Genomic DNA, 21,020 nt, shown 5'->3' on the forward strand with positions numbered 1-21,020 from the left:
GATACCTATGCTGAACGTATTGTCTGCCCTCGTTGGCCCGCATCGCGCTGTGACTGTTTATGCCTTTCTGAAAACGTGGGGCTTGGCGTTGGCGGGTGGTGTGGTCATGATCGCAATTGTCGCTGCCCTGTCTTTTTGGGGCGGTGACGGTAAGCATGAACACCATTCCTTCATGACGGTGCCGGTTTTGTCAGCGACCCCAATAAACGGTGACCTGAAAAATGGCGTCATCGCTTCGGTTCGGTTGCCGGATGGAACTGCAGCATCGATCACATCCACCGAAGCTCCGGTTTCTCAGACAGTCGGCACCAGCGCCTGTATCGAAAAAAGGGTCTATGTCGAAAGCGGGGAACCTCGTTACAGGTTCAAGCTACCGAAGTTTTGTGAAGCCAGCTAAGCTGAAACCGTTAGATAATAAGCCGCCCCGCATTGCTGCCGGGCGGCTTTAATCATTTCAGATCATCTGGAACAGGATGCCGGTGACAATTGCCCCGCCGACGCCCAGCCCCAAATAGGTGGCAAACACGCGCGGTTTAACCAGCGACCAGACTGCCGCCATCGCCGGGATTGAGCTGACGGCGCCCGCCACCATAAAGGCCATCGCGGCACCTGCGCTCATCCCCTGCTCCATCAGGCCAGCCAGCAGCGGCGGAGCAACATAGGAGTTCAGATAGGCGGGCATTCCGACCAGGGCGGCCACCACGATGGGCACGACCCCTTCTCCACCTACCGCTCGGGCGATCAGGTCGGCGGGCACGTAGTTGACCAGAAGCGCCTCAAGCACGTAGGCCAGGGCCAGCCATTTCAGCAGAAACACACCATTGTGCACGAACTCACTGCGGAACCGTGCGCGGCGTTCGGGCTTCTGCCAGAACTTCCACACAGGCTTGTCGTCCTGTTTGGGTCCACAGCCGCAGCATCCGGCAGGCTTGTATTCGCGCAAAGGGTTGGCGAATGCCCCGCCCTGCATCATGACGCGAACTGTGAATCCACCAAACAACCCCAACGCCACGGCAGCAACGGCCTTGCCGATGGCAAAGGGCCAGCCCAACGCTCCGGCGGTGATCAACAGAGTCGGCGGGTCAATCAGCGGTGAACTGAGCCAGAACGCCATGACGGCCGACAGGGGTGCGCCAAGAGCCAGCAAACCGGCGATGAAAGGGATGACTTCACAACTACAGAACGGTGCGAGCCCGCCAAATAGGGCTGCAAGAAAGATCATACGCGTCTCGCGCCCTTCAAAAGCGCGGGCGACCATGACCTCGGCTCCGGTCGCCTTCAGGTAGGACAGCAACAAAACGGCAAACAGGATATACTGCCCTGTATGGGCCAGCGCCTTGCCGGCAAAGGCCACAACTTCGGTCCAGTTGCCCGGGTCCAAAACAGCCACGGCTGCAAGGATCACGATGATCAAGGCCCATGGCGTTTTGATCAGATCCACGACACCTCTGGCCGGGACCTTCGGGTTTTGTGAGAGTTCAGCCATCGTTCGCGGCCTTTCCAATTTCGTCTGCGCAGCATTCGCTGAGGATGAACTGCGCCAGGTTTCTCAGCTCATCGAAACACGCCCGGTTGATCGTGCTTCGACCGACCTTTTCCTGCTCGACCACTCCACCAGCGGCCAGAAACCGCAGGTGATGCGCAAGAGTCGAAGGCGCAATGCCGGTTCGGTTCTGGATTTCACCGACAGTCAATCCAGCCTCGCCCGCACGAACCAGAGTTTTCAGGACCTTCAGCCGGGCTTCCGAACCCATGGCCGAGAATCCTGCAGCGGCGGTTTCCCACATCTCATTTCTCCATTAAACTAATTTTCTGGTTATATAGTTTATTTGCGAGCGCGCGTCAACCACGGAAGCGGTTTTGTCGGGATTTCACTTAAGTCCAGATTGCCGCCACCTTAGGTCCAGCCTATAAGCGGATATGAGCATTTCGGTGGACACCTTTTTTCTCGATCCCAACGGTCAGGGCACCTTGCAGGCGCGCATCCAGCAGATGATCGCCGAAGGCATTCTGTCGGGGCGTTTTCATGTGGGGGAAAAGCTGCCCTCATCCCGCAAATTGGCGACGCATCTGGGGGTCAGTCGGATTACCGTCACACTGGCCTATACCGAACTTTTGGCCAACGATTACCTGACAGCCAAGGGGCGGTCAGGGTATTTCGTATCCCAGAACGCCCCGGTGCCGCCTAAATACACGCCGTTGCAGCGCGGAGATGAATCTGTTGACTGGAGCGCCGCGCTGGCCCGGCACTACTCCGGCGGAGATTTCCTGCAAAAACCCAGCGACTGGCGCGATTACCGCTATCCATTCATCTACGGGCAAGCCGACAGATCCCTGTTTGACCACGCCAACTGGCGGCTCTGTGCCGTGCGGGCGCTTGGGCACAAGGACTTTGACTCGCTGACGGGGGACTACGTCGATCAGGACGATCAGCTTTTGATCGAGTTCATCGCGCGCCACACCCTGCCCCGTCGCGGCATCGCGGCCCGCCCCGAAGAAATTTTGATAACTCTGGGCGCGCAAAACGCGCTTTGGCTGGCCTCCCGGGTGCTTCTGAACCGCTCCCGGACTGCAGCGATAGAAGATCCCTGTTACTACGCCCTGCGGAATCTTCTTATCCATTCCGAATGCAATGTGACCCCGCTGCGCGTCGATCAGGACGGTTTGCCACCGGACAGCATCCCTGACGAGACCGACGTGATCTTCACGACGCCCAGCCATCAGAGCCCGACCACGGCGACGATGCCTCTGAGTCGCCGCAATGCCCTGTTGGCTCGGGCACGAGAGCTGGACGCGATCATCGTCGAAGACGATTACGAATTCGAGATGGCCTTTCTGGGTGCCCCTTCACCGGCGCTGAAATCCCTCGACCGGGATGGCCGGGTTGTATACGTCGGCAGTTTTTCCAAGTCGCTGTTTCCCGGCCTTCGTCTCGGATACATGGTCGGGTCCGAGGCATTTATTCGCGAGGCACGCGCGTTACGCTCGCTGGTCCTGCGCCACCCGCCGGGGCACATACAGCGCACAGCTGCCTATTTTCTGTCTCTGGGCCACTACGACGCACAGATCAGACGCATGTCCAAGGCGTTGCAACTACGGCGAGAGGCGATTGAGGCAGCAATCGAAAACCACGGCCTGACCGTTGCCGGGCGCGGCGTTTTGGGTGGTTCATCCATGTGGATGCAAGCGCCTCGTGACATTGATACCAAGCAGCTGGCGCAACAACTGCAGCAGCGCAGCGTTCACATCGAGCCCGGCGAGCAGTTCTTTTCCGGTCCCAAGCGGCCAAGGAACTATTACCGTCTGGGCTATTCTTCGATCGCACCTGAACGTATCGCCCCGGGAATCGAGCAGATCGCCGATGCAATCCAAAACCATTAACCGACTGGACCTATTCCGCCATCAGTTCTGGCCCTAACGTCGCACGCACCCATGCGCCAAAACCGCAAAGAACTGCTGCGGCCAATTGCCCGGCCACGACCACCCAGCCCGGAGAAACCCAGATGAAAATGACGACCGAAGAAGCCTTTATCAAAGTGCTGCAGATGCACGGGATTGAACATGCGTTCGGGATCATCGGATCGGCGATGATGCCGATCTCGGATCTGTTCCCGAAAGCGGGGATCATGTTCTGGGACTGCGCGCATGAGGGCAGCGCTGGCATGATGGCCGATGGCTACACCCGCGCCACCGGCAAGATGTCGATGATGATCGCGCAGAACGGCCCCGGTATCACCAACTTCGTGACCGCAGTGAAGACCGCCTACTGGAACCACACTCCGTTGCTGCTGGTGACCCCGCAGGCGGCGAACAAGACCATCGGTCAGGGTGGCTTCCAGGAAGTCGAGCAGATGAAGCTGTTCGAGGACATGGTCGCCTATCAGGAAGAAGTCCGCGACCCGACCCGTGTCTGCGAAGTTCTGAACCGCGTGATCATGCAGGCCAAGCGCGCCAGCGCCCCGGCCCAGCTGAACATCCCGCGCGACATGTGGACCCAGGTCATCGATGTCGATCTGCCCGCTGTTGTCGAATTCGAGCGCCCCTCGGGCGGTGAGAGTGCCGTGGCGCAGGCGGCCGAGCTGCTGTCCAACGCCAAGAACCCGGTGATCCTGAACGGCGCCGGCGTGGTTCTGTCCGAAGGCGGCATCGACGCCTCGAAAGCGCTGGCCGAGCGTCTGGATGCGCCGGTCTGCGTCGGCTACCAGCACAACGACGCCTTCCCCGGTTCGCACCCTCTGTTTGCCGGCCCTCTGGGCTATAACGGCTCGAAAGCGGGGATGGAGCTGATCTCGGAGGCGGATGTGGTTCTGTGCCTCGGCACCCGTCTGAACCCGTTCTCGACCCTGCCCGGTTACGGCATGGAATACTGGCCCGCCAACGCCAAGATCATCCAGGTCGACATCAACCCCGACCGCATCGGCCTGACCAAGAAAGTCAGCGTCGGCATCATTGGTGACGCTGCCAAGGTAGCAAAAGGTGTCCTGGCGCAGCTGAGCGACACCGCCGGTGACGACGGCCGCGAGGCGCGCAAGGCGAAGATCGCCGAGAAGAAGTCCCGCTGGGCGCAGCAGCTGTCTAGCATGGACCACGAGGATGACGACCCCGGCACCACCTGGAACCAGCGTGCCCGCGATGCCAAGCCCGACTGGATGAGCCCGCGCATGGCGTGGCGCGCAATTCAGTCCGCGCTGCCGAAAGAGGCGATCATCTCCTCCGACATCGGCAACAATTGCGCCATCGGCAACGCTTATCCGTCCTTCGAGGCGGGCCGCAAATACCTGGCCCCCGGCCTGTTCGGTCCCTGCGGTTACGGCCTGCCGGCCATCGTCGGCGCCAAGATCGGCTGCCCGGACACACCGGTGGTGGGCTTTGCCGGTGACGGCGCCTTTGGCATTGCGGTGAACGAACTGACCGCCATCGGGCGTGAGGAATGGCCCGCGGTGACCCAGATCGTGTTCCGCAACTACCAGTGGGGCGCGGAAAAGCGCAACTCGACCCTATGGTTCGATGACAACTTCGTGGGCACGGAACTGGACACCCAGGTCTCTTACGCCGGTATCGCGCAGGCCTGCGGCTTGAAGGGTGTGGTGGCTCGTACCCAGGACGAACTTACGGCGGCGCTGAACCAGGCCATCGAGGACCAGAAAAACGGCATCACCACCCTGATCGAGGCCATGATCAACCAGGAACTGGGCGAGCCTTTCCGCCGTGACGCGATGAAGAAACCCGTCGAAGTCGCCGGCGTCGACGCAGAAGATATGCGTCCTCAATAAACCGAAGACGGCCGGTCCCATCGGGTCCGGCCTCTGCCGGGATGCCGCACCAGAACGTCGGGGCGACAGCCGAAAATCAATACTAATGCTTGAGCCGGGAATAAAAATTCTAAGAATAACCGGAACGTTCAGGTGCCAAAGCAATCGGCCACGGAGAGAGAGTTAACGTGACGCATCAGCCGAAGATCGACCTTTCGCCCAAGGTTTCGGACGAGGTCCGGCGCACCACCTGCTACATGTGCGCCTGCCGATGCGGGATCAACGTTCACATGAAAGACGGCAAGGTTGCCTATATCGAAGGCAACCGTGACCACCCGGTCAACAAGGGCGTGCTCTGCGCCAAGGGCAGCGCCGGGATCATGCAGGTCAACGCGCCGTCGCGCTTGCGCAAGCCCCTGCGCCGGGTCGGTCCGCGCGGGTCGGGTGAATTCCGCGAGATCGAATGGGACGAGGCGATCAGCACCGCCGTCGGCTGGCTGAACGAACTGCACGAGACCGCCCCGCAGAAACTGGCCTTCTTCACCGGTCGTGATCAGAGCCAGAGCTTCACCTCTTTCTGGGCACAGAATTTCGGCACCCCGAACTACGCGGCTCATGGCGGGTTCTGCTCGGTCAACATGGCGGCGGGCGGCATCTACACGATGGGCGGCGCGTTCTGGGAATTCGGCCAGCCCGATTGGGATCACACAAAGCTGTTCATGCTGTTTGGCGTGGCCGAGGACCATGACAGCAATCCGATCAAGATGGGCATCGGCAAGATCAAGGCGCGCGGCGCACGGGTGATCGGGGTCAACCCGATCCGGTCAGGGTATAACGCCGTCGCCGATGACTGGGTCGGTATCACACCGGGCACGGATGGGCTGTTCATTCTGTCTCTGATCCATGTGCTGATGAAAGCGGGCAAGATCGATCTGGATTACCTTAGCCGTTACACCAACGCGCCGGTTCTGGTGAATGCGGTTGAGGGACCTGAAAAAGGTCTGTTCCTGCGCAATGCGGATGGCAAGCCGCTTGTCATCGACCGAGTGACGGGTGAACCGGCTGCCTTTGACAAACCCGGCGTCCGCCCCGACCTGTCAGCTACCTATGAAAACAACGGCGTCACCCATCGCCCGGTCTTTCATTTGATGGCTGAGAAATACCTATCCGACGATCACGCGCCCGAGGCCGTCGCCGAACGCTGCGGCATCCCAGCCGAGCGCATCCGCGCCATCGCCGCCGAGATCGCCCGCGTGGCCTTTGACGAGGCCATCGAGTTGGACCGCGAATGGACCGATTTCCGGGGTGAAAAACACCACAAAATGATCGGCCGTCCGGTCAGCTTCCATGCCATGCGCGGTATCTCGGCCCATGCCAATGGCTTCCAGACCTGCCGAGCCCTGCACGTGCTGCAAATCCTGCTGGGCACGGTCGAGGTTCCCGGGGGATTCCGTTTCAAACCACCCTACCCCAAACCGGTCGAGGCTCACCCCAACCCGCATGGCGACCGGCGCCCCGGACGCCCTCTGGAAGGCCCGCATCTGGGCTTCCCGCGCGGCCCCGAAGACCTGCTGATAGACGATTGCGGCACCCCACAACGCATTGACAAGGCCTTCACCTGGGAAAACCCGATGTCCGCCCACGGGCTCATGCATATGGTGATCTCGAACGCGGCAGCCGGCGATCCCTATAAGATCGACACGCTGTTCATGTACATGGCAAATATGTCGTGGAATTCATCCATGAACACCAAAGGCGTGATGGAGATGCTGACCGCTCGCAATGAAGACGGCAAATACGTCATCCCCAAGGTCATTTATTCCGATGCCTATTCATCGGAAATGGTTGCCTATGCCGACCTGATCCTGCCCGATACGACCTACCTGGAACGGCATGACTGTATCTCGCTGCTGGACCGTCCCATTTGCGAAGCCGACGCAGCCGCTGACGCGATCCGCTGGCCGGTGATCGAACCCGACCGCGACGTGCGCGGGTTCCAATCGGTTCTGATCGAACTCGCCAACCGCATGAGCCTGCCCGGCTTCACAAACGAAGACGGGAGCCCAAAGTGGAAGGATTACGCCGACTACATCGTCAACCACCAGCGTAAGCCGGGCATCGGCCCGTTGGCCGGGTTCCGGGGCGAAAACGGCAACAAGCAAGGGCGTGGAGAAGTCAATCCCGACCAGTTGAACCGATATATCGAGAATGGCGGTTTCTATATCGCGCATATCCCCGAAGGCGCCGACTACTACAAACCGTGGAACAGGGCCTATCAGGATTGGGCCGTAGGCATGGGTATCTATGACAGCCCGCAGCCTTACCTGTTCCAGCTCTACTCGGAACCGATGCGCAAATTCCAGCTGGCCGCCGAAGGTCATGGCGACCGCCAACCGCCCGAGCATTTGCGTCAACGAATCAAAAACACGATGGACCCGCTGCCGATCTGGTACGAAACGGATCAGCAGGGCAACGAAGGCTTCACTATCAACGCTCTGACCCAACGCCCGATGGCCATGTATCACAGCTGGGGCACCCAGAACGCCTGGCTGCGGCAATTGCACGGGCGCAACCCGCTTTATGTCCCGACCAAACTGATGCGCGAGCATGATCTGCGGGACGGCGACTGGGCCAAGGTCAGTTCTCCGCACGGAGAAATCACGGTACCGGTCATGGAAATGGCGGCGCTGAACGACAACACTGTCTGGACCTGGAACGCCATCGGCAAGCGCAAAGGAGCCTGGGCGCTGCAAGAGGATGCGCCAGAAGCCACTAAAGGCTTCCTGCTTAACCACCTTATTCACGAGCTTCTGCCCCCCAAAGGCGACGGTATGCGGTGGGCCAACTCCGACCCGATTACGGGTCAGGCCGCATGGTTCGACCTCAAGGTGAAAATCGAAAAGACCGAGGCCCCAAGCGACGCGGAAAGCCAGCCCGAATTCGGGCCCATCAAATCACCGGTTGGGACCGGCCCGAAAGATATCGCATGGAAGGTGGGTAAATGACCCGGATCCGCACTTCATCTGGCCAAAAATATCCCGGGGGTGAATTGAGCCGAAGGCTCAAGAGGGGGCTGGCCCCCTCCCCAGCAGCAGAGGTGCGCTGACATGACCCAACTTCCCGAATCTACAGAGCGCAAGCTGGGCCTGGTGATTGATCTCGACACCTGCGTCGGTTGCCACGCCTGCGTGATTTCCTGCAAAGGCTGGAACACCGAGAATTACGGCGCCCCCCTGTCCGATCAGGATGCGTACGGTGCTGACCCCTCAGGAACGTTCCTCAACCGCGTGCATTCTTACGAGGTACAGCCCGAGCAGGGCCATGCCCAGCTGATCCATTTCCCAAAATCCTGCCTGCACTGCGAAGACGCGCCCTGCGTCACCGTCTGCCCGACCGGGGCCAGTTACAAACGGGTCGAGGATGGCATCGTTCTGGTCAACGAAAGCGACTGTATCGGCTGCGGACTGTGCGCCTGGTCCTGCCCCTATGGCGCGCGTGAGCTGGACATGGCCGAGGGCGTGATGAAGAAATGCACCCTATGCGTTGACCGCATCTACAACGAAAACCTGCCGGAGGTGGACCGCGTTCCCTCCTGCGTGCGAACGTGCCCCGCCGGCGCCCGGCATTTTGGCGATCTGAGTGATCCGGACAGCGATGTCAGCAAACTGGTGGCCGAGCGAGAAGGAATGGACCTGATGCCCGAAATGGGCACCAAACCCGTCAACAAATACCTCCCACCACGCCCGAAGGACACCGTTGAAGATCAGATCGACATCCTGGCTCCTCTGCTCGCCCCGGTTGCCGAAGAACCCAAAGGGTTCATTGGCTGGCTCGACAAGACGTTGGAGAAACTCTGATGCATCCGGCACCCTCAGTCATCATCTTTACCACCCTCTCGGGCCTCGGGTTTGGCCTGCTGTTTTTTCTGGGCCTCGGGTTCCCCGACGTGTCCGGCTGGATCGCGTTCGCGTTCTTTGTGATCGCCTACGCTTTCGCCGTGGGCGGATTGCTGGCATCGACCTTTCATCTGGGACACCCGGAACGTGCGTGGAAGGCGTTTACCCAATGGAAGACCAGTTGGCTCAGCCGTGAAGGCTGGTGCGCGGTTATCGCCTTGATGATTATGGGCTTTTATGCCATCGGCGTGGTTTTTCTGGACCAGCGCTGGGGCATTCTCGGAGTTGTTGGCGCAGCGTTTGCGTTGGCCACTGTGTTCACCACATCAATGATCTACACGCAGCTCAGAACCATCCCGCGATGGAACATGAATCTGACACCGGTCATGTTCCTCAGCTTTAGTCTTGCGGGTGGTGCCCTGTTGGCGGGTCAGACTGCGATAGCGCTGCCTTTGCTTCTGATCGCAGCTCTGGTGCAAATTCTGTACTGGCGTCAGGGCGACAAGGCCTTTGAGGAGGCCGGCACGACCCTTGGCACCGCAACGGGTCTGGACCACCGAGGCGCGGTCCGCGCGTTCGAACCGCCGCATACAGGCACGAACTATCTGCTGCGGGAATTTGTCCATGTCGTGGGTCGAAAGCACGCCGAAAAGCTGCGCATGATCTCCTTCGTGCTGGCATTTGTACTGCCTGTCATACTGCTGCTTCTGCCTTTCAATCACTTCTTTGCGCTGTTGGCCGTCCTGTCACACCTGGCCGGTGTGGCCACATCGCGTTGGTTGTTTTTCGCGCAAGCCGAACATGTGGTTGGGCTGTACTACGGCAAACGCTGAACACTCCTCAAGGAGCCTCCGATCCGCGGCTCTTTTTTCCGAGGCATGTCACAAACCCGGTGACTCATCCGTCCTGTTTTTGTTCTATCTCAAAACAGGAGAAACCAATGTCCCCCCGGATCAATCACTTTGCCATCGCACCTGAATTGTTACAGCCCATGCTGGACATGGAGCAGTGTCTGCACGCATCCGAACTGGAACACAGTCTGATCGAACTCGTCAAACTCAGGGTTTCGCAGATCAACGGTTGTGCCTATTGCATCCACATGCACACGCACGACGCCCGCACGGGCGGCGAAACCGAAGATCGCCTGCATCTTCTGAATGCCTGGCATGAATCGTCGCTTTATTCCGAACGCGAGCGCGCCGCGCTTGCATGGGCCGAGACGCTGACGCGTATCGAAACACACCGTGTGTCTGACAATGTCTACCAGACGATGGCTGCGCAGTTTTCGGAAAAGGATCAGGTGGCCTTGACCCTTGTGATTACAACGATCAATGCCTGGAACCGACTGGCCATCGGATTTGCTATTCCACACCCGGTATCCAGCAAGGCCTCTGCCGCGTGACCCGGTCCGATTCACAGCCCGATGATCGATCCTTTGTCGACCTGCAACCGCGCCTGTTCGCGGTTGCCTACCGCATGCTCGGCTCAGTCAGTGACGCTGAGGATATCGTACAGGACGCCTATCTCCGCTGGCGGCGCGTCGATTCTGATCAGGTGCACGATGAGACAGGTTACCTGATCCGCATTGTCACCAGGCTGTGCCTCGACCACTTGAGAGCCGCGCAGGCCATGCGTGAAGTCTATCCCGGAGAGTGGTTGCCGGAACCCCTGATAACCGATGATGCAACCGAACGGCTGGACCGTGATGTCTCGGTCGCGCTTTTGATGGCGTTGGAAAGATTGTCACCGCTGGAACGCGCGGCTTTCCTTCTACATGATGTGTTCGAGCATTCGTATGACGAACTGTCCGAGACACTGAAGCGCAGCCAAAGCAGTTGCCGCCAGCTCGTCAGCCGCGCCCGCAAGCATGTCGAGGACGTCAACCCACGTACCCGGATAGAACGCGAACATGGCGAGGAACTGGCGAAAGCGTTTTTCAATGCCGCCAAAAGCGGGGACACGAAACACTTGTCCGACCTGCTTGCCCGAGACGTCCAGCTGCATTCGGATGGCGGCGGTAGGATTATCGCGACACTGAACCCAATTTACGGCCGGGACAAAGTCACACGCTTTTTCGTCGGGCTTGCTCGAAAGCCGACAGCGCCCCGTTCGTACCAGTGGGTTTTTTGCTGGCTGAACGGTTTACCGGCAATCCTAAACCGCGAACCAGGAGGCTCATTGCAGGCAACGTCGCTGAAGATCGAGGACGGCAGGGTTGCGGCCATCTACATGGTGCGCAACCCCGAGAAAACCCGGCATCTGGAAAAGCTGCTAAGCTAGTCGGGCCTGCCGGTCGCAGGCCCTGCAATTTGGCATCATATCAATTCGGCGTGAGCCATGGCTGCATCAATGGCGGACTTTGTGGTGTCCTCCAGCATGGTCAGCGGCGAGCGGACTTCCTCGCTGCAACGGCCCAGCTTGCTGAGCGCATACTTTGCGCCGACGAGACCCGGCTCGATAAAAATCGCCTCATGCAGGGGCATCAGGCGATCCTGGTATTCCAGCGCCGTCGCATAGTCGCCATCCAGCGTCGCCTGCTGGAATTCCGCGCAGAGTTTTGGAGCAACATTTGCCGTAACCGAGATACAGCCGACACCGCCATGCGCGTTGAAACCCAGCGCGGTCGCATCCTCGCCCGAAAGCTGACAGAAATCTGCACCGCAGCTGGCGCGTTGCTGGCTGACGCGCGCCAGATCACCAGTGGCATCCTTGACGCCGATGATACGGGGCAGTTTTGCCAGTTCACCCATGGTTGCCGGTGTCATGTCGATCACCGAACGGCCAGGGATGTTGTAGATGATGATCGGAATATCGGCGCAGTCATGCAGAGCGCGGAAATGCGTGATCAGGCCTTTCTGGGTTGGCTTGTTGTAATACGGTGTCACCACAAGCGCAGCCGCAGCGCCGACCTTTTGGGCGAATCGCACGAACCGGATCGCCTCGACTGTGTTGTTTGACCCCGCACCGGCAATCACCGGCACGCGTCCTGCCGCAGCCTTGACGACCTCTTCGACCACGGTCTCGTGCTCTTCGTGGCTCAGCGTCGGACTCTCACCGGTCGTTCCCACCGGAACCAAACCCGTCGACCCTTCCTGAATCTGCCATTCCACCAAGTGTTTGAGCGTATCCAAGTCCAACTCGCCGTTGCGGAACGGGGTGACGAGGGCTGGCATCGAGCCTTTGAACATGGAACACTCCTTAGGGTGCAATATGCTGGTTTTTGCGCATCGGTCCGTCACGATGTTTGGTTTGTGAGTTGATCCCGACGACGCACGGTTTATCCTGAATGGCTGTATCCTCGGTTGGTTAGGAAATGCAAGGGATGACACGCCTTCTGGCCATTTTGACAACTGTGATTCTGTGTTCTGCCTTCCAGGTAGAGACCGCTCGCGCCGATGCCGCTGCAGATTTGCGGGCTGGAATGGCGGAAATGCGCAAAGGGGACTGGAACGAAGCACTGCGGGTATCCGGAGCGCGCGGGTCCGTTACGCGCGACGTTATCGTGTGGCATTGGCTGCGCGAGGGTTTCGGCAGTTCCGGCGATGTACTGGTATTTCTCGACCGACGCCCGAACTGGCCCGGCCTGGCATGGCTGCGTCGCAAAAGCGAACCCGCGTTTACCGGTGCAGAGACGGACCGGATCCTGAAATTCTACGACAATTCTCCGCCACAGACAGCCGAGGGCGCATTGAACTATGCCATCGCTCTGATGGCCAAAGGCCGCAATGGCGAGGCCGAAGCCGATATCGTGACCGCATGGCGCACGATGCCGATGGGGTCTGGGCTGCAGAAAAACTACCTTGAGAACTTCAGCAAGTTGCTGAAACCACACCACGAAGCGCGTCTGGACAGGATGCTGTGGGATGGACATCTGGTCAGCGCCGGGCAAATGCTGCCGCTGGTGGGCCCGGATTACCGCAAGCTGGCCGAAGCTCGGATTGCCTTGCAAAAGCGCCAGCCGGGTGTGGATGGCAAGGTTGCTGCCGTTCCGAAGTCGCTGGCCTCGTCGCCGGGCCTGGCCTTTGACCGGTTTGTCTGGCGTGACAGGAAAGAGCTCGATGACAGCGCCATCGATCTGATGTTGACGCGGTCGACGGGACCGGAGGCGCTGGGCGAACCGGACAAATGGGCCGAAGGTCGCCGTCGTCTGGCGCGGCTCGAGATGCGGGGTGGCAGCGCCACCCGCGCTTACCAGATCGCGGCCAGTCACCACATGACACCGGAAATGGGATATGCCTATGCCGATCTCGAATGGCTGGCCGGATTTCTCGCCCTGCGGCGTCTGGATGACCCGGCAACAGCCGTGCGGCATTTCCAGAACTTCTCGGGGGCGGTGCAATCGCCCATTTCCAAGGGCCGCGGGGGGTATTGGCTGGGCCGTGCTTATGCCGCAGTGGGTAACGCAGACAAGGCGTATGAAGCTTACGCGATGGGTGCGGACTACCAGACTTCATTCTATGGTCTGCTGGCTGCCGAGCGCATCGGACGCCCCTTTGACAGCGAACTGGCGAATCCTAGGCGTGCACCGCACTGGAAACAGGCCAGTTTCGCCGATTCAAGCGTGCTTGAGGCCGGGTTGCTGTTGCTGCGCGCAGGCGAGGACAACCTGTCAGAAAGGTTTCTGACCCATCTGGTCGAAGGCCTCGATCCGGTCGAGGCTGGGCAATTGGGTGACCTGGTACTGGAATTGAAGGAACCGCATCTGGCAGTGATGATTGCCAAGCGGGCGGCACGCACCGGTGTCGTGCTTCCGGCGGCTTATTACCCGGTACATCCTGTCGCCGATCTGGGATTGCCGATGGCCAAGGAAATGACCCTGGCCATTGCGCGGCGGGAAAGCGAGTTTGACCCGATTGTCGTCAGTGGTGCGGGTGCGCGCGGGCTGATGCAGGTGATGCCGGCCACTGCCAAACTGGTTGCTGGTGAGCTGGGTCTTCTCAGCGGGCACAAGACGGCACGGCTGACCTCGGACTGGAAATACAATGCCAAGCTGGGATCGAATTACCTGGCCGGATTGGCCGCTGATTTCAACGGTAACGTGGTCATGATGGCGGCGGGCTATAATGCCGGGCCGCGACGCCCGATTTCGTGGATGGACCGTTTCGGTGACCCGCGCGCAGGCGAAGTCGATGTGGTCGACTGGATCGAGATGATCCCCTTTAGTGAGACCCGAAATTACGTCATGCGTGTCGCCGAAAGCCTGCCAGTCTACCGCGCCAGACTGGGACAGCCAGCCCTGCCAATACCGTTTTCGCAGGAGCTGACCGGCTCAACCCTGGCGTCGTTCGCGCCATAGGGTGAACAGACCAGCGGCAACAACCAGCGCTGCGCCCACAACCACCGCCGGGCGCAGCACCTCGCCGAATACCAGCAATCCCAGAACAGCGCTCCACACCAGATGGAAATAGGCAAAGGGCTGCACCGCGCTGGCCTCGGCCATCTCGTAACATTTGATCAGCAACCAGTGTCCCAATACCCCGCTGACACAGAGCAGGGCCATCCACAGCCAATCCGGGCGTGCCATCGGCTCCCAGTACCACATACCTACCAGCGTCATCGCCACCGCACCGGCAATGCCGGTCCAGAAAAAACTGGTGGCTGAACTGTCAAGCCGTGCAACGTATCGGGTCAGCAACCCGTAGACGGCAAACATCAGCGCCGAGATCAGCGGAATGATGGCCCAGGGGTTGAATACGCCCGCACCCGGCTCGAGGATGATCAGAACGCCGACGCATCCCACGCAAATCGCGGACCAGCGCCGCCAACCGACCTTTTCCCCCAGCACCGGACCGCTGAGCGCCGCGACAATCAGCGGATAGCAGATAAAGACCGCCATCGTATCAATCAGACCGAGGATGGTAAAACTGAACACGGCAACGCAGATTTCGGCTGCCAGCAGCACGCCGCGCAGAATCTGTAAGCCCAACTGGCTTGATTGCGTTGCAGCCTTCAGCCCGCCCGGGGCGCGTGCTGCAAGGACCACGACGAAGGCTGCAAAGAACCAGTATCGGATCATCACAACCATGTAGGTGTTGTAGGTACCGGCCAAATGGCGCGAGATTCCATCCTGCAGCGCGAAGACAACGGTTGCGGCGATCATCAGGGCGATACCGGCACGACTGTTATTCTGTTGCGTCATGCCTTGACCGCCCGCGTCATGTGCCGCTTTCGGCCAAAGCCCGGGGTGCGGGTCACCGTGAACCCGGCCTCCTCGAGCCCTCGACGCACGAAACCGGCGGCGGTGTAGGTCGCTGCGGTTCCATTGGGCGCGGTATGATCCGCAACCTGCCGCAGCAGGTCGGGCTCCCACAATTCCGGGTTTTTTGCTGGCGAAAATCCATCCAGAAACCATGCATCGGCCTGCCCCGACCATTTTGGCAAACTGTCGCGAGCATCTCCTGCAATCACCTCAAGATGCAGAGTCCCTAGGTTGCAGGATCCGCCCTGCCACGCTGCAAGGAACCGATCCGCCCATGGTGCCAGCTCGGCGAAAGCGGCCAGGGCGCGTGCCATGTCGGCCGAAGCCATCGGGAAGGCTTCGAAGCTGGTGAAAATCAGCGGAGATGTCTGGCCTGATCTCTCCCATTCCGACCAGACGGTCAGCATGTTCAGTCCGGTTCCGAAACCCAGCTCGGCAATATGAAAGCCGGGTGCAAAGCGTGCGGGCAGATCATTGCCCGCCAGAAACACATGGCGCGTCTCCTCCAGCCCGTTCTGCAACGAAAAATAGGGATCGTCGAAGCGGTCCGAGACCGGAACCTGATCGTCCTTCCAGGTCAATTTGGCGCGCTGGTCTGCCATCGGGTTATCCTGTAGCTAAGCGGCGCGACACTGAACAAGGAAAAGGGGATTGGCAATGGTCGATGTGACAGTGCGGGGCGCAGGTATCTTCGGCCTGTCCATCGCCTGGACCTGCGCCCGGCGCGGCGCGAAGGTGCAGGTTGTCGATCCCTTTGGTGCAGGCGCCGGGTCCAGCGGCGGCCTTGTGGGCGCGCTTGCCCCGCATGTGCCCGAGAACTGGAATGCCAAGAAAGCGTTTCAGTTCGACAGCCTGATCATGGCCGAGCCATTCTGGAGCCAGGTCGAGGCCACAGGCGGTGTCTCACCGGGATATGCGCGACTGGGTCGTTTGCAGCCCATAACAGATGACCGCAGCCTTGAACTGGCACGATCGCGGGAAAGCACAGCCGCAGAGCTTTGGCACGGGCGCGCGGATTGGCGCGTGGTACCGGTCGCGGAGATTGGCGCGTGGTGTCCGCCCAGCCCCACCGGATTTGTGATCCATGACACGCTGACGGCCCGGATGCATCCGCGGCGCGCGTGCGCGGCGTTGGTCTCGGCCCTTGCAGTTATGGGAGTTGAAGTTGTGGCTGATGCGCCTGACGCTGGGCTGGTCGTTCACGCGACGGGGCTGTCCGGGCTGCAGGAGCTCAGTCAGGCTTTTGGAAAAACGGTGGGCAATGGTGTCAAAGGTCAGGCCGCTTTGCTGAGGTTCGACGCAGGCGATGTGCCACAACTGTTTGTCGACGCCATCCATATCGTCCCACATGCGGACGGTACATTGGCCGTCGGTTCGACCTCGGAACGCGAATACGATGACCCCACGAGCACGGACGCCGCGCTGGACGACGTGATCGACCGGGCCATGCGCGCCGTTCCGGTTTTGCATGGGGCCGAGGTGATCGAGCGTTGGGCCGGTGTCCGCCCCCGCAGCAAGAGCCGCGCGCCGATGCTGGGTAAGCATCCCTTGCACAAGGGACAGTTCATCGCCAATGGCGGGTTCAAGATCGGCTTCGGCATGGCCCCGAAAGTGGCCGAGGTTATGGCCGATCTGGTTCTGGATGGGCGCGACTTGATCCCCGACGATTTCCGACCCGAAGCTTCACTTTGACACGGCAACGGCCTGCATGCACTGCCGCCCGTCCGGTCCGCGCACCCACAGATCCTGACCGTTCCGGCACAGGATTGCCGTCTCGAAATGCATAAGCGGCGATGAGGCCCGAAAGGAAAACTGCGTCAGCGGCCCGATCAAGTCTTCAGCCATCAACATCAAGTGTTGCGCCAGCAAGGGGCCGTGCACGACAAGCCCCTCGTAGCCTTCGACGTCGCGTGCATAGTCCAGATCATAATGGATACGGTGGCCATTGAAGGTCAGCGCGGAATAACGGAACAGCAACGTTGTATCGAACCGGGCCTCACGCAGGTCGGTCTCATCGGTTCGGGCTGTTGGAGGTGTTGGCGCGATGGCATCCGGCGAGGGGTCTTCGCGATAGACCAGATCCTGCCATTCGGTCAGACACAACGCGCCGTTTTGCCAGATTTCATGGCGCAGGGTGACAAAGGCCAGCGGTCCGGTGCGCCCGGCCTTGGCGGTTGCCGTCTCGCGGAACGATCGGCGCTCTGCGTCCTGACCGGCGATCAATGGCGCGTGAAACTCCAACCGCCCACCGGCCCACATCCGGCGCGGCAGCCCCATATCCGGGATAAGACCTTTGCCAACCAAGGGATGTCCGTCGCGCCCCAATCCATCCGGTGGCTGCGGCGACCAGAAATAGAGCTGATGGAAAAACGGCGGCAGGTCCGACCCACCTGTAATCGTCTGTTCGTGCCCCAGCGCCGTTTGCCATGCAGCAGCGCGCGCCGGGTCCATCATGTCAGTTTGAATATCGACCTGAGTTTCCTGCTTCATCCCGGCAGCCTATGGCCGCCGAAGCGCAGGAACAAGCTGGCTTTCAATACCCCGCCTCGGTCCGCAGTTTCTGCATCAGGGTTTGCAGGGCTGCTTCGTAGCGGGCACTCGCCAAACGGCCCTGATCGTCGAACTCGTTGGAACTGTTGGCCAGATGGATCTCGGGGCCTTGCAGAATGCGCGGCTGGAACGGCACCATGTAAGCCCGCAACACCATCTGAGCACGTTCGCCACCGGCCCGGCCTGCCGCAGCCGACATCACAGCGACCGGCTTGTCGGCCCAGGGGCGCCCCTCGGTGCGGCTGACCCAATCCAGCGCGTTCTTCAAAACGCCCGATGGCCCTTTGTTGTATTCCGGCGTCGAGATGATCACCGCATGCGCCCGCGCAATCTGATCTGCCAGCGCCTGCACTTTTTCCGGAATACCCTCACCATCTTCCAGATCCCCATCATACAGAGGCAGGTTCAGATCGGCCTCGATGAAGGTGCCGGGGTCGAACAGCCGCGCAGCCTCGCGCAGCAGTTTGCGGTTGGTCGCGTTTTGGCGCAGCGAACCCGACAGGGCCAGAAGGATCGGTTCGGACATCAGGGAAAACTCCGTCATTCAGATCAGGGTCAATTTACCGAATTCGGAACGAAACCATAGCCCGCCTGACGCGCAGTCAATGTGCAAAAAAGGGGCCGTCGATGGGCGGCCCCACTGAATTCCGGAAATCCGATCAGGCGTTTCCGCTGGGCACGACCACGATCTCGACCCGACGGTTCTGCGCCTTGCCTTCCGGCGTCAGGTTCGAGGCGACGGGGTTGTTTTCACCCTGCCCGACTGTGGTGATCCGCGCATAGCTGACACCGTTGGCCTGCAGGATATCCGCCACCGAATTGGCGCGGCGTTCTGACAGACCCTGGTTGTAGGACGCTTCTCCGTCGCTATCGGTATGCCCGATGATCTGAACGTTCGAGTTCGGGTAATTTACCAGATTCTGACCCACCTTCACCAGATCTGCCCGCAAGGCTGGGCGAACGGTCGAGCTGTCGGTGTCGAAGGTGATGTCGTTGGGGACTGTCACGATCAGACGGTCGCCGGCATTCACGATAGTGATCCCGTCATTGGCCAGTTGCTGGCGCAATTCAGCGGCCTGCCTGTCCAGCTGGTTACCGATCACGCCGCCTCCGGCCGCACCGATCGCGCCTCCGGCCAGTGCACCCAGAAGTGGGTCGGAATCATTGGCGATTGCGCCCACTCCGGCCCCAATCAGTCCACCCAACAAGGCACCTTGTTTTGCATTCTGGTTCGGATCGTTCTGAACAGACAGTGTACCCGGGTCTGTACACGCGCCTAGAAATAGGGCCGAACACATTCCGACCGTCAGGATACTCTTGGAAATCGCCATGGAATCACCTTCTGCTCCAAATACCCGTTTGCCGGGCTTCATTGATTTCCCAAAGTATAGCATGGGACCCGAGCGCGGGCTCAAGCAACAAATCCGTTAAGTCGGCGAATACCCGCCACCTAAGCCGCGCCAGCCGACGCGTCCCACCGGTTCTGTTCCTGCCAGATCGCGCGCAGGGGTTGGCCCTGGCCACAAAAGTGATCATCCTCCAGCTCGCAGGACCAGATCCGATCCGTGCGAAAATGACGAAACCCGTTTCTCAACTCGCACCAGGCGGCCAGCATGGTGCATTCGATATGATAGATCAGCGCGACAGGGCGCAAAATCCGATCAGTTCGCTCTTCGGTGGAATTTACGTAGGTGATCCGGATTTTCTGCTCGGCCCGGATGGCTTCACGGTAGGTAGCAATCGACACGCACCCTTTGTCCGGGTCATCCGCGGGCGCCCCCCAAGGGGCAACCTGCAGCCAATCGGCAGGCGCGCGCAACGCCTCGATCTTGCGGCATACCCGGTCGGCGGCCTGTTGCAGCGTGCTGTCGCCGGTGCGCGCCAGCATCGACAGACCCACCCACAGTGCCTCAACTTCTTCGGCGTCAAAGTTCAAAGGCGGCAGGTCATATCCGCGCCGCATCAAATAGCCCACACCGGCCTCGCCCTCGATCGGCGTCCGTTGCGCCTGCAACGCCGCGATATCGCGGTAGACGGTGCGTGCTGACACCTCAAGCTTGGCCGCCAATTCATCTGCCGTCACTGGCCCGCTAGAGGTACGTAGAATCTGAATTATCTCGAACAGACGGGTCGAACGACGCATGTCAGTCTCCTTGCAATCTGCTGACACCTTAGCACACCCCCCTGACAAGGTAGTGTCAGGAGCAATGGGTGAAGCTTGGACCATCACGAGACAGGAGAACACCCATGCCAAGCCGAGACAACCACGTCATGATGACCCTGAAACTGGACCGCTGGTCGCAGGATCACGTTTTGCGCGGGTTCGAGATCGAACGTGAACTTTCCGCCGCCCGCCACCGCAAAACTTCTCGTCCAAGAAAACGCCAAAAACGGTTCTCACTGGGCAATCTCAAGATGTTCTGGGTCAGCAGCGCCTAGGGTCAGAAATCTGCCGGGGCACGGAATTTCATCGCCACCCCGCCCTCGGGGTTCTTCAGGCGCAGTTCTTCGGAATGCAGCATCAGTCGCGGAAAGTCGCGCGCGGTACCTACGGCATAAAACGGGTCACCCAGGATTGGGTGGCCCAGCGCCTGCATATGAACACGCAGCTGATGCGACCTGCCGGTCTTGGGAAAAAGGCGAACCCGTGTCGTTTCCCCTTCGTACTTGACCACACGCCAATCGGTGACCGCAGGTTTACCCGTGTCGTGACACACCATTTGCCGCGGTCGGTTCGGCCAGTCGACGATAAGCGGCAGCTCAACTGTCCCCGTTTTCTGTTCAACCCGACCCCACACACGGGCGACATAGGTTTTGCGTGTCTGGCGGTTTTCGAACTGCAGGCCCAGATGCCGCTGTGCATGAGGGGTCTGAGCAAAGACCATCACGCCCGAGGTATCGCGATCCAGCCGATGCACCAGCAGCGCTTGTGGGAATGCCGCCTGAACGCGTGTCAGCAGGCAGTCGGCCAGATGCTCGCCACGCCCGGGAACCGACAGCAGCCCCGGGGGTTTATTCACTACAATCAGTTGCGCATCTTCATGCAAAACGTCCAGCGGTGTCTTGGGTGGATCGTAGGTCTCGCTCATGCGGGCCTGCCTATCGCAGCGCGTTACCTCCCGC

The 21,020-nt window shown here is 60.2% G+C and carries 21 protein-coding genes; 11 read left to right on the forward strand and 10 right to left on the reverse strand.

Annotated elements, in window-relative coordinates; all coding sequences use genetic code 11:
- The first annotated feature begins 7 nt into the window (after positions 1-7).
- On the forward strand, positions 8-397 hold the full coding sequence (locus tag AC2TDJ_RS08530; protein WP_480841162.1) for a hypothetical protein: 390 nt from the start codon (positions 8-10) through the stop codon (positions 395-397).
- A gap of 57 nt (positions 398-454) precedes the next feature.
- On the opposite strand, the gene AC2TDJ_RS08535 is transcribed toward AC2TDJ_RS08530, so the two are convergent.
- Together AC2TDJ_RS08535 and AC2TDJ_RS08540 are read right to left on the reverse strand one after the other, a co-directional pair.
- Positions 455-1,486, reverse strand: a complete 1,032-nt coding sequence (locus AC2TDJ_RS08535) for a permease (RefSeq protein ID WP_480841164.1) — start codon at positions 1,484-1,486, stop codon at positions 455-457.
- Positions 1,479-1,787 carry an ArsR/SmtB family transcription factor gene (locus tag AC2TDJ_RS08540; protein WP_480841166.1) on the reverse strand — a complete coding sequence of 103 codons (309 nt, stop codon included), beginning with the start codon at positions 1,785-1,787 and terminating at the stop codon, positions 1,479-1,481. The genes AC2TDJ_RS08535 and AC2TDJ_RS08540 overlap by 8 nt, the downstream gene beginning before the upstream one ends.
- A 133-nt stretch (positions 1,788-1,920) precedes the next feature.
- Here AC2TDJ_RS08540 and pdxR point away from each other — a divergent pair, with 133 nt between their 5' ends.
- The 7 genes from pdxR to AC2TDJ_RS08575 all read left to right on the forward strand — a co-directional run bounded on the left by pdxR (position 1,921) and on the right by AC2TDJ_RS08575 (position 11,428).
- Positions 1,921-3,381, forward strand: a complete 1,461-nt coding sequence (gene pdxR, locus AC2TDJ_RS08545) for a MocR-like pyridoxine biosynthesis transcription factor PdxR (RefSeq protein ID WP_480841168.1) — start codon at positions 1,921-1,923, stop codon at positions 3,379-3,381.
- 122 nt (positions 3,382-3,503) lie between these two features.
- Positions 3,504-5,273 carry a sulfoacetaldehyde acetyltransferase gene (gene xsc / locus AC2TDJ_RS08550; protein ID WP_480841170.1) on the forward strand — a complete coding sequence of 590 codons (1,770 nt, stop codon included), beginning with the start codon at positions 3,504-3,506 and terminating at the stop codon, positions 5,271-5,273.
- 167 nt (positions 5,274-5,440) lie between these two features.
- A complete protein-coding gene (locus tag AC2TDJ_RS08555) occupies positions 5,441-8,257 on the forward strand; it encodes a molybdopterin oxidoreductase family protein (protein WP_480841172.1) in 2,817 nt (938 codons plus the stop codon).
- Between the two features lie 102 nt (positions 8,258-8,359).
- A complete protein-coding gene (locus AC2TDJ_RS08560) occupies positions 8,360-9,109 on the forward strand; it encodes a 4Fe-4S dicluster domain-containing protein (protein WP_480841174.1) in 750 nt (249 codons plus the stop codon).
- Positions 9,109-9,981: a dimethyl sulfoxide reductase anchor subunit family protein gene (locus tag AC2TDJ_RS08565; protein WP_480841176.1), complete on the forward strand. Its 873-nt coding sequence runs from the start codon at positions 9,109-9,111 to the stop codon at positions 9,979-9,981. Before AC2TDJ_RS08560 ends, AC2TDJ_RS08565 begins: the two co-directional genes overlap by 1 nt.
- Before the next feature lie 107 nt (positions 9,982-10,088).
- Complete coding sequence (locus AC2TDJ_RS08570; RefSeq protein ID WP_480841178.1) at positions 10,089-10,550, forward strand: carboxymuconolactone decarboxylase family protein; 462 nt, start codon at positions 10,089-10,091, stop codon at positions 10,548-10,550.
- Positions 10,547-11,428, forward strand: coding sequence for a sigma-70 family RNA polymerase sigma factor (locus AC2TDJ_RS08575; RefSeq protein WP_480841180.1), 882 nt, complete (start codon positions 10,547-10,549; stop codon positions 11,426-11,428). Before AC2TDJ_RS08570 ends, AC2TDJ_RS08575 begins: the two co-directional genes overlap by 4 nt.
- A 35-nt stretch (positions 11,429-11,463) precedes the next feature.
- On the opposite strand, the gene dapA is transcribed toward AC2TDJ_RS08575, so the two are convergent.
- A complete protein-coding gene (gene dapA, locus AC2TDJ_RS08580; RefSeq protein ID WP_480841182.1) occupies positions 11,464-12,336 on the reverse strand; it encodes a 4-hydroxy-tetrahydrodipicolinate synthase in 873 nt (290 codons plus the stop codon).
- Positions 12,337-12,470: 134 nt separating this feature from the next.
- On the opposite strand from dapA, the gene AC2TDJ_RS08585 reads away from it, so the two are divergent.
- Positions 12,471-14,444, forward strand: a complete 1,974-nt coding sequence (locus AC2TDJ_RS08585) for a lytic transglycosylase domain-containing protein (protein ID WP_480841184.1) — start codon at positions 12,471-12,473, stop codon at positions 14,442-14,444.
- On the opposite strand, the gene AC2TDJ_RS08590 is transcribed toward AC2TDJ_RS08585, so the two are convergent.
- Together AC2TDJ_RS08590 and mnmC2 are read right to left on the reverse strand one after the other, a co-directional pair.
- Positions 14,418-15,287, reverse strand: coding sequence for a DMT family transporter (locus AC2TDJ_RS08590; protein WP_480841186.1), 870 nt, complete (start codon positions 15,285-15,287; stop codon positions 14,418-14,420). The genes AC2TDJ_RS08585 and AC2TDJ_RS08590 overlap by 27 nt on opposite strands.
- Positions 15,284-15,949: a tRNA (5-methylaminomethyl-2-thiouridine)(34)-methyltransferase MnmC2 gene (gene mnmC2 / locus AC2TDJ_RS08595; RefSeq protein ID WP_480841188.1), complete on the reverse strand. Its 666-nt coding sequence runs from the start codon at positions 15,947-15,949 to the stop codon at positions 15,284-15,286. Before mnmC2 ends, AC2TDJ_RS08590 begins: the two co-directional genes overlap by 4 nt.
- Positions 15,950-16,004: 55 nt before the next feature.
- On the opposite strand from mnmC2, the gene AC2TDJ_RS08600 reads away from it, so the two are divergent.
- Positions 16,005-17,039: an NAD(P)/FAD-dependent oxidoreductase gene (locus AC2TDJ_RS08600; RefSeq protein WP_480841190.1), complete on the forward strand. Its 1,035-nt coding sequence runs from the start codon at positions 16,005-16,007 to the stop codon at positions 17,037-17,039.
- Here AC2TDJ_RS08600 and AC2TDJ_RS08605 read toward each other — a convergent pair.
- From AC2TDJ_RS08605 to AC2TDJ_RS08620, 4 genes are all read right to left on the reverse strand, one after another.
- On the reverse strand, positions 17,031-17,837 hold the full coding sequence (locus AC2TDJ_RS08605; protein WP_480841191.1) for an HTD2 family dehydratase: 807 nt from the start codon (positions 17,835-17,837) through the stop codon (positions 17,031-17,033). The genes AC2TDJ_RS08600 and AC2TDJ_RS08605 overlap by 9 nt on opposite strands.
- 43 nt (positions 17,838-17,880) lie before the next feature.
- On the reverse strand, positions 17,881-18,423 hold the full coding sequence (locus AC2TDJ_RS08610; RefSeq protein WP_480841449.1) for an NADPH-dependent FMN reductase: 543 nt from the start codon (positions 18,421-18,423) through the stop codon (positions 17,881-17,883).
- 133 nt (positions 18,424-18,556) lie between these two features.
- The gene (locus AC2TDJ_RS08615; protein ID WP_480841192.1) at positions 18,557-19,228 is read right to left on the reverse strand and encodes a YiaD family glycine zipper/OmpA-like lipoprotein; all 672 of its coding nucleotides are present in this window, start codon (positions 19,226-19,228) and stop codon (positions 18,557-18,559) included.
- 119 nt (positions 19,229-19,347) lie between these two features.
- Positions 19,348-20,040 (reverse strand): helix-turn-helix transcriptional regulator, encoded by a 693-nt coding sequence (locus AC2TDJ_RS08620; RefSeq protein ID WP_480841194.1) that lies wholly within the window; start codon positions 20,038-20,040, stop codon positions 19,348-19,350.
- 104 nt (positions 20,041-20,144) lie between these two features.
- Between AC2TDJ_RS08620 and AC2TDJ_RS08625 the strand changes: the two genes are divergently transcribed.
- Positions 20,145-20,336 carry a hypothetical protein gene (locus AC2TDJ_RS08625; RefSeq protein WP_480841196.1) on the forward strand — a complete coding sequence of 64 codons (192 nt, stop codon included), beginning with the start codon at positions 20,145-20,147 and terminating at the stop codon, positions 20,334-20,336.
- Positions 20,337-20,338: 2 nt separating this feature from the next.
- On the opposite strand, the gene AC2TDJ_RS08630 is transcribed toward AC2TDJ_RS08625, so the two are convergent.
- A complete protein-coding gene (locus AC2TDJ_RS08630) occupies positions 20,339-20,986 on the reverse strand; it encodes an RluA family pseudouridine synthase (RefSeq protein WP_480841198.1) in 648 nt (215 codons plus the stop codon).
- Positions 20,987-21,020: the final 34 nt, after the last annotated feature.

It is taken from the genome of Ruegeria sp. HKCCD6647-2 (assembly GCF_057221075.1).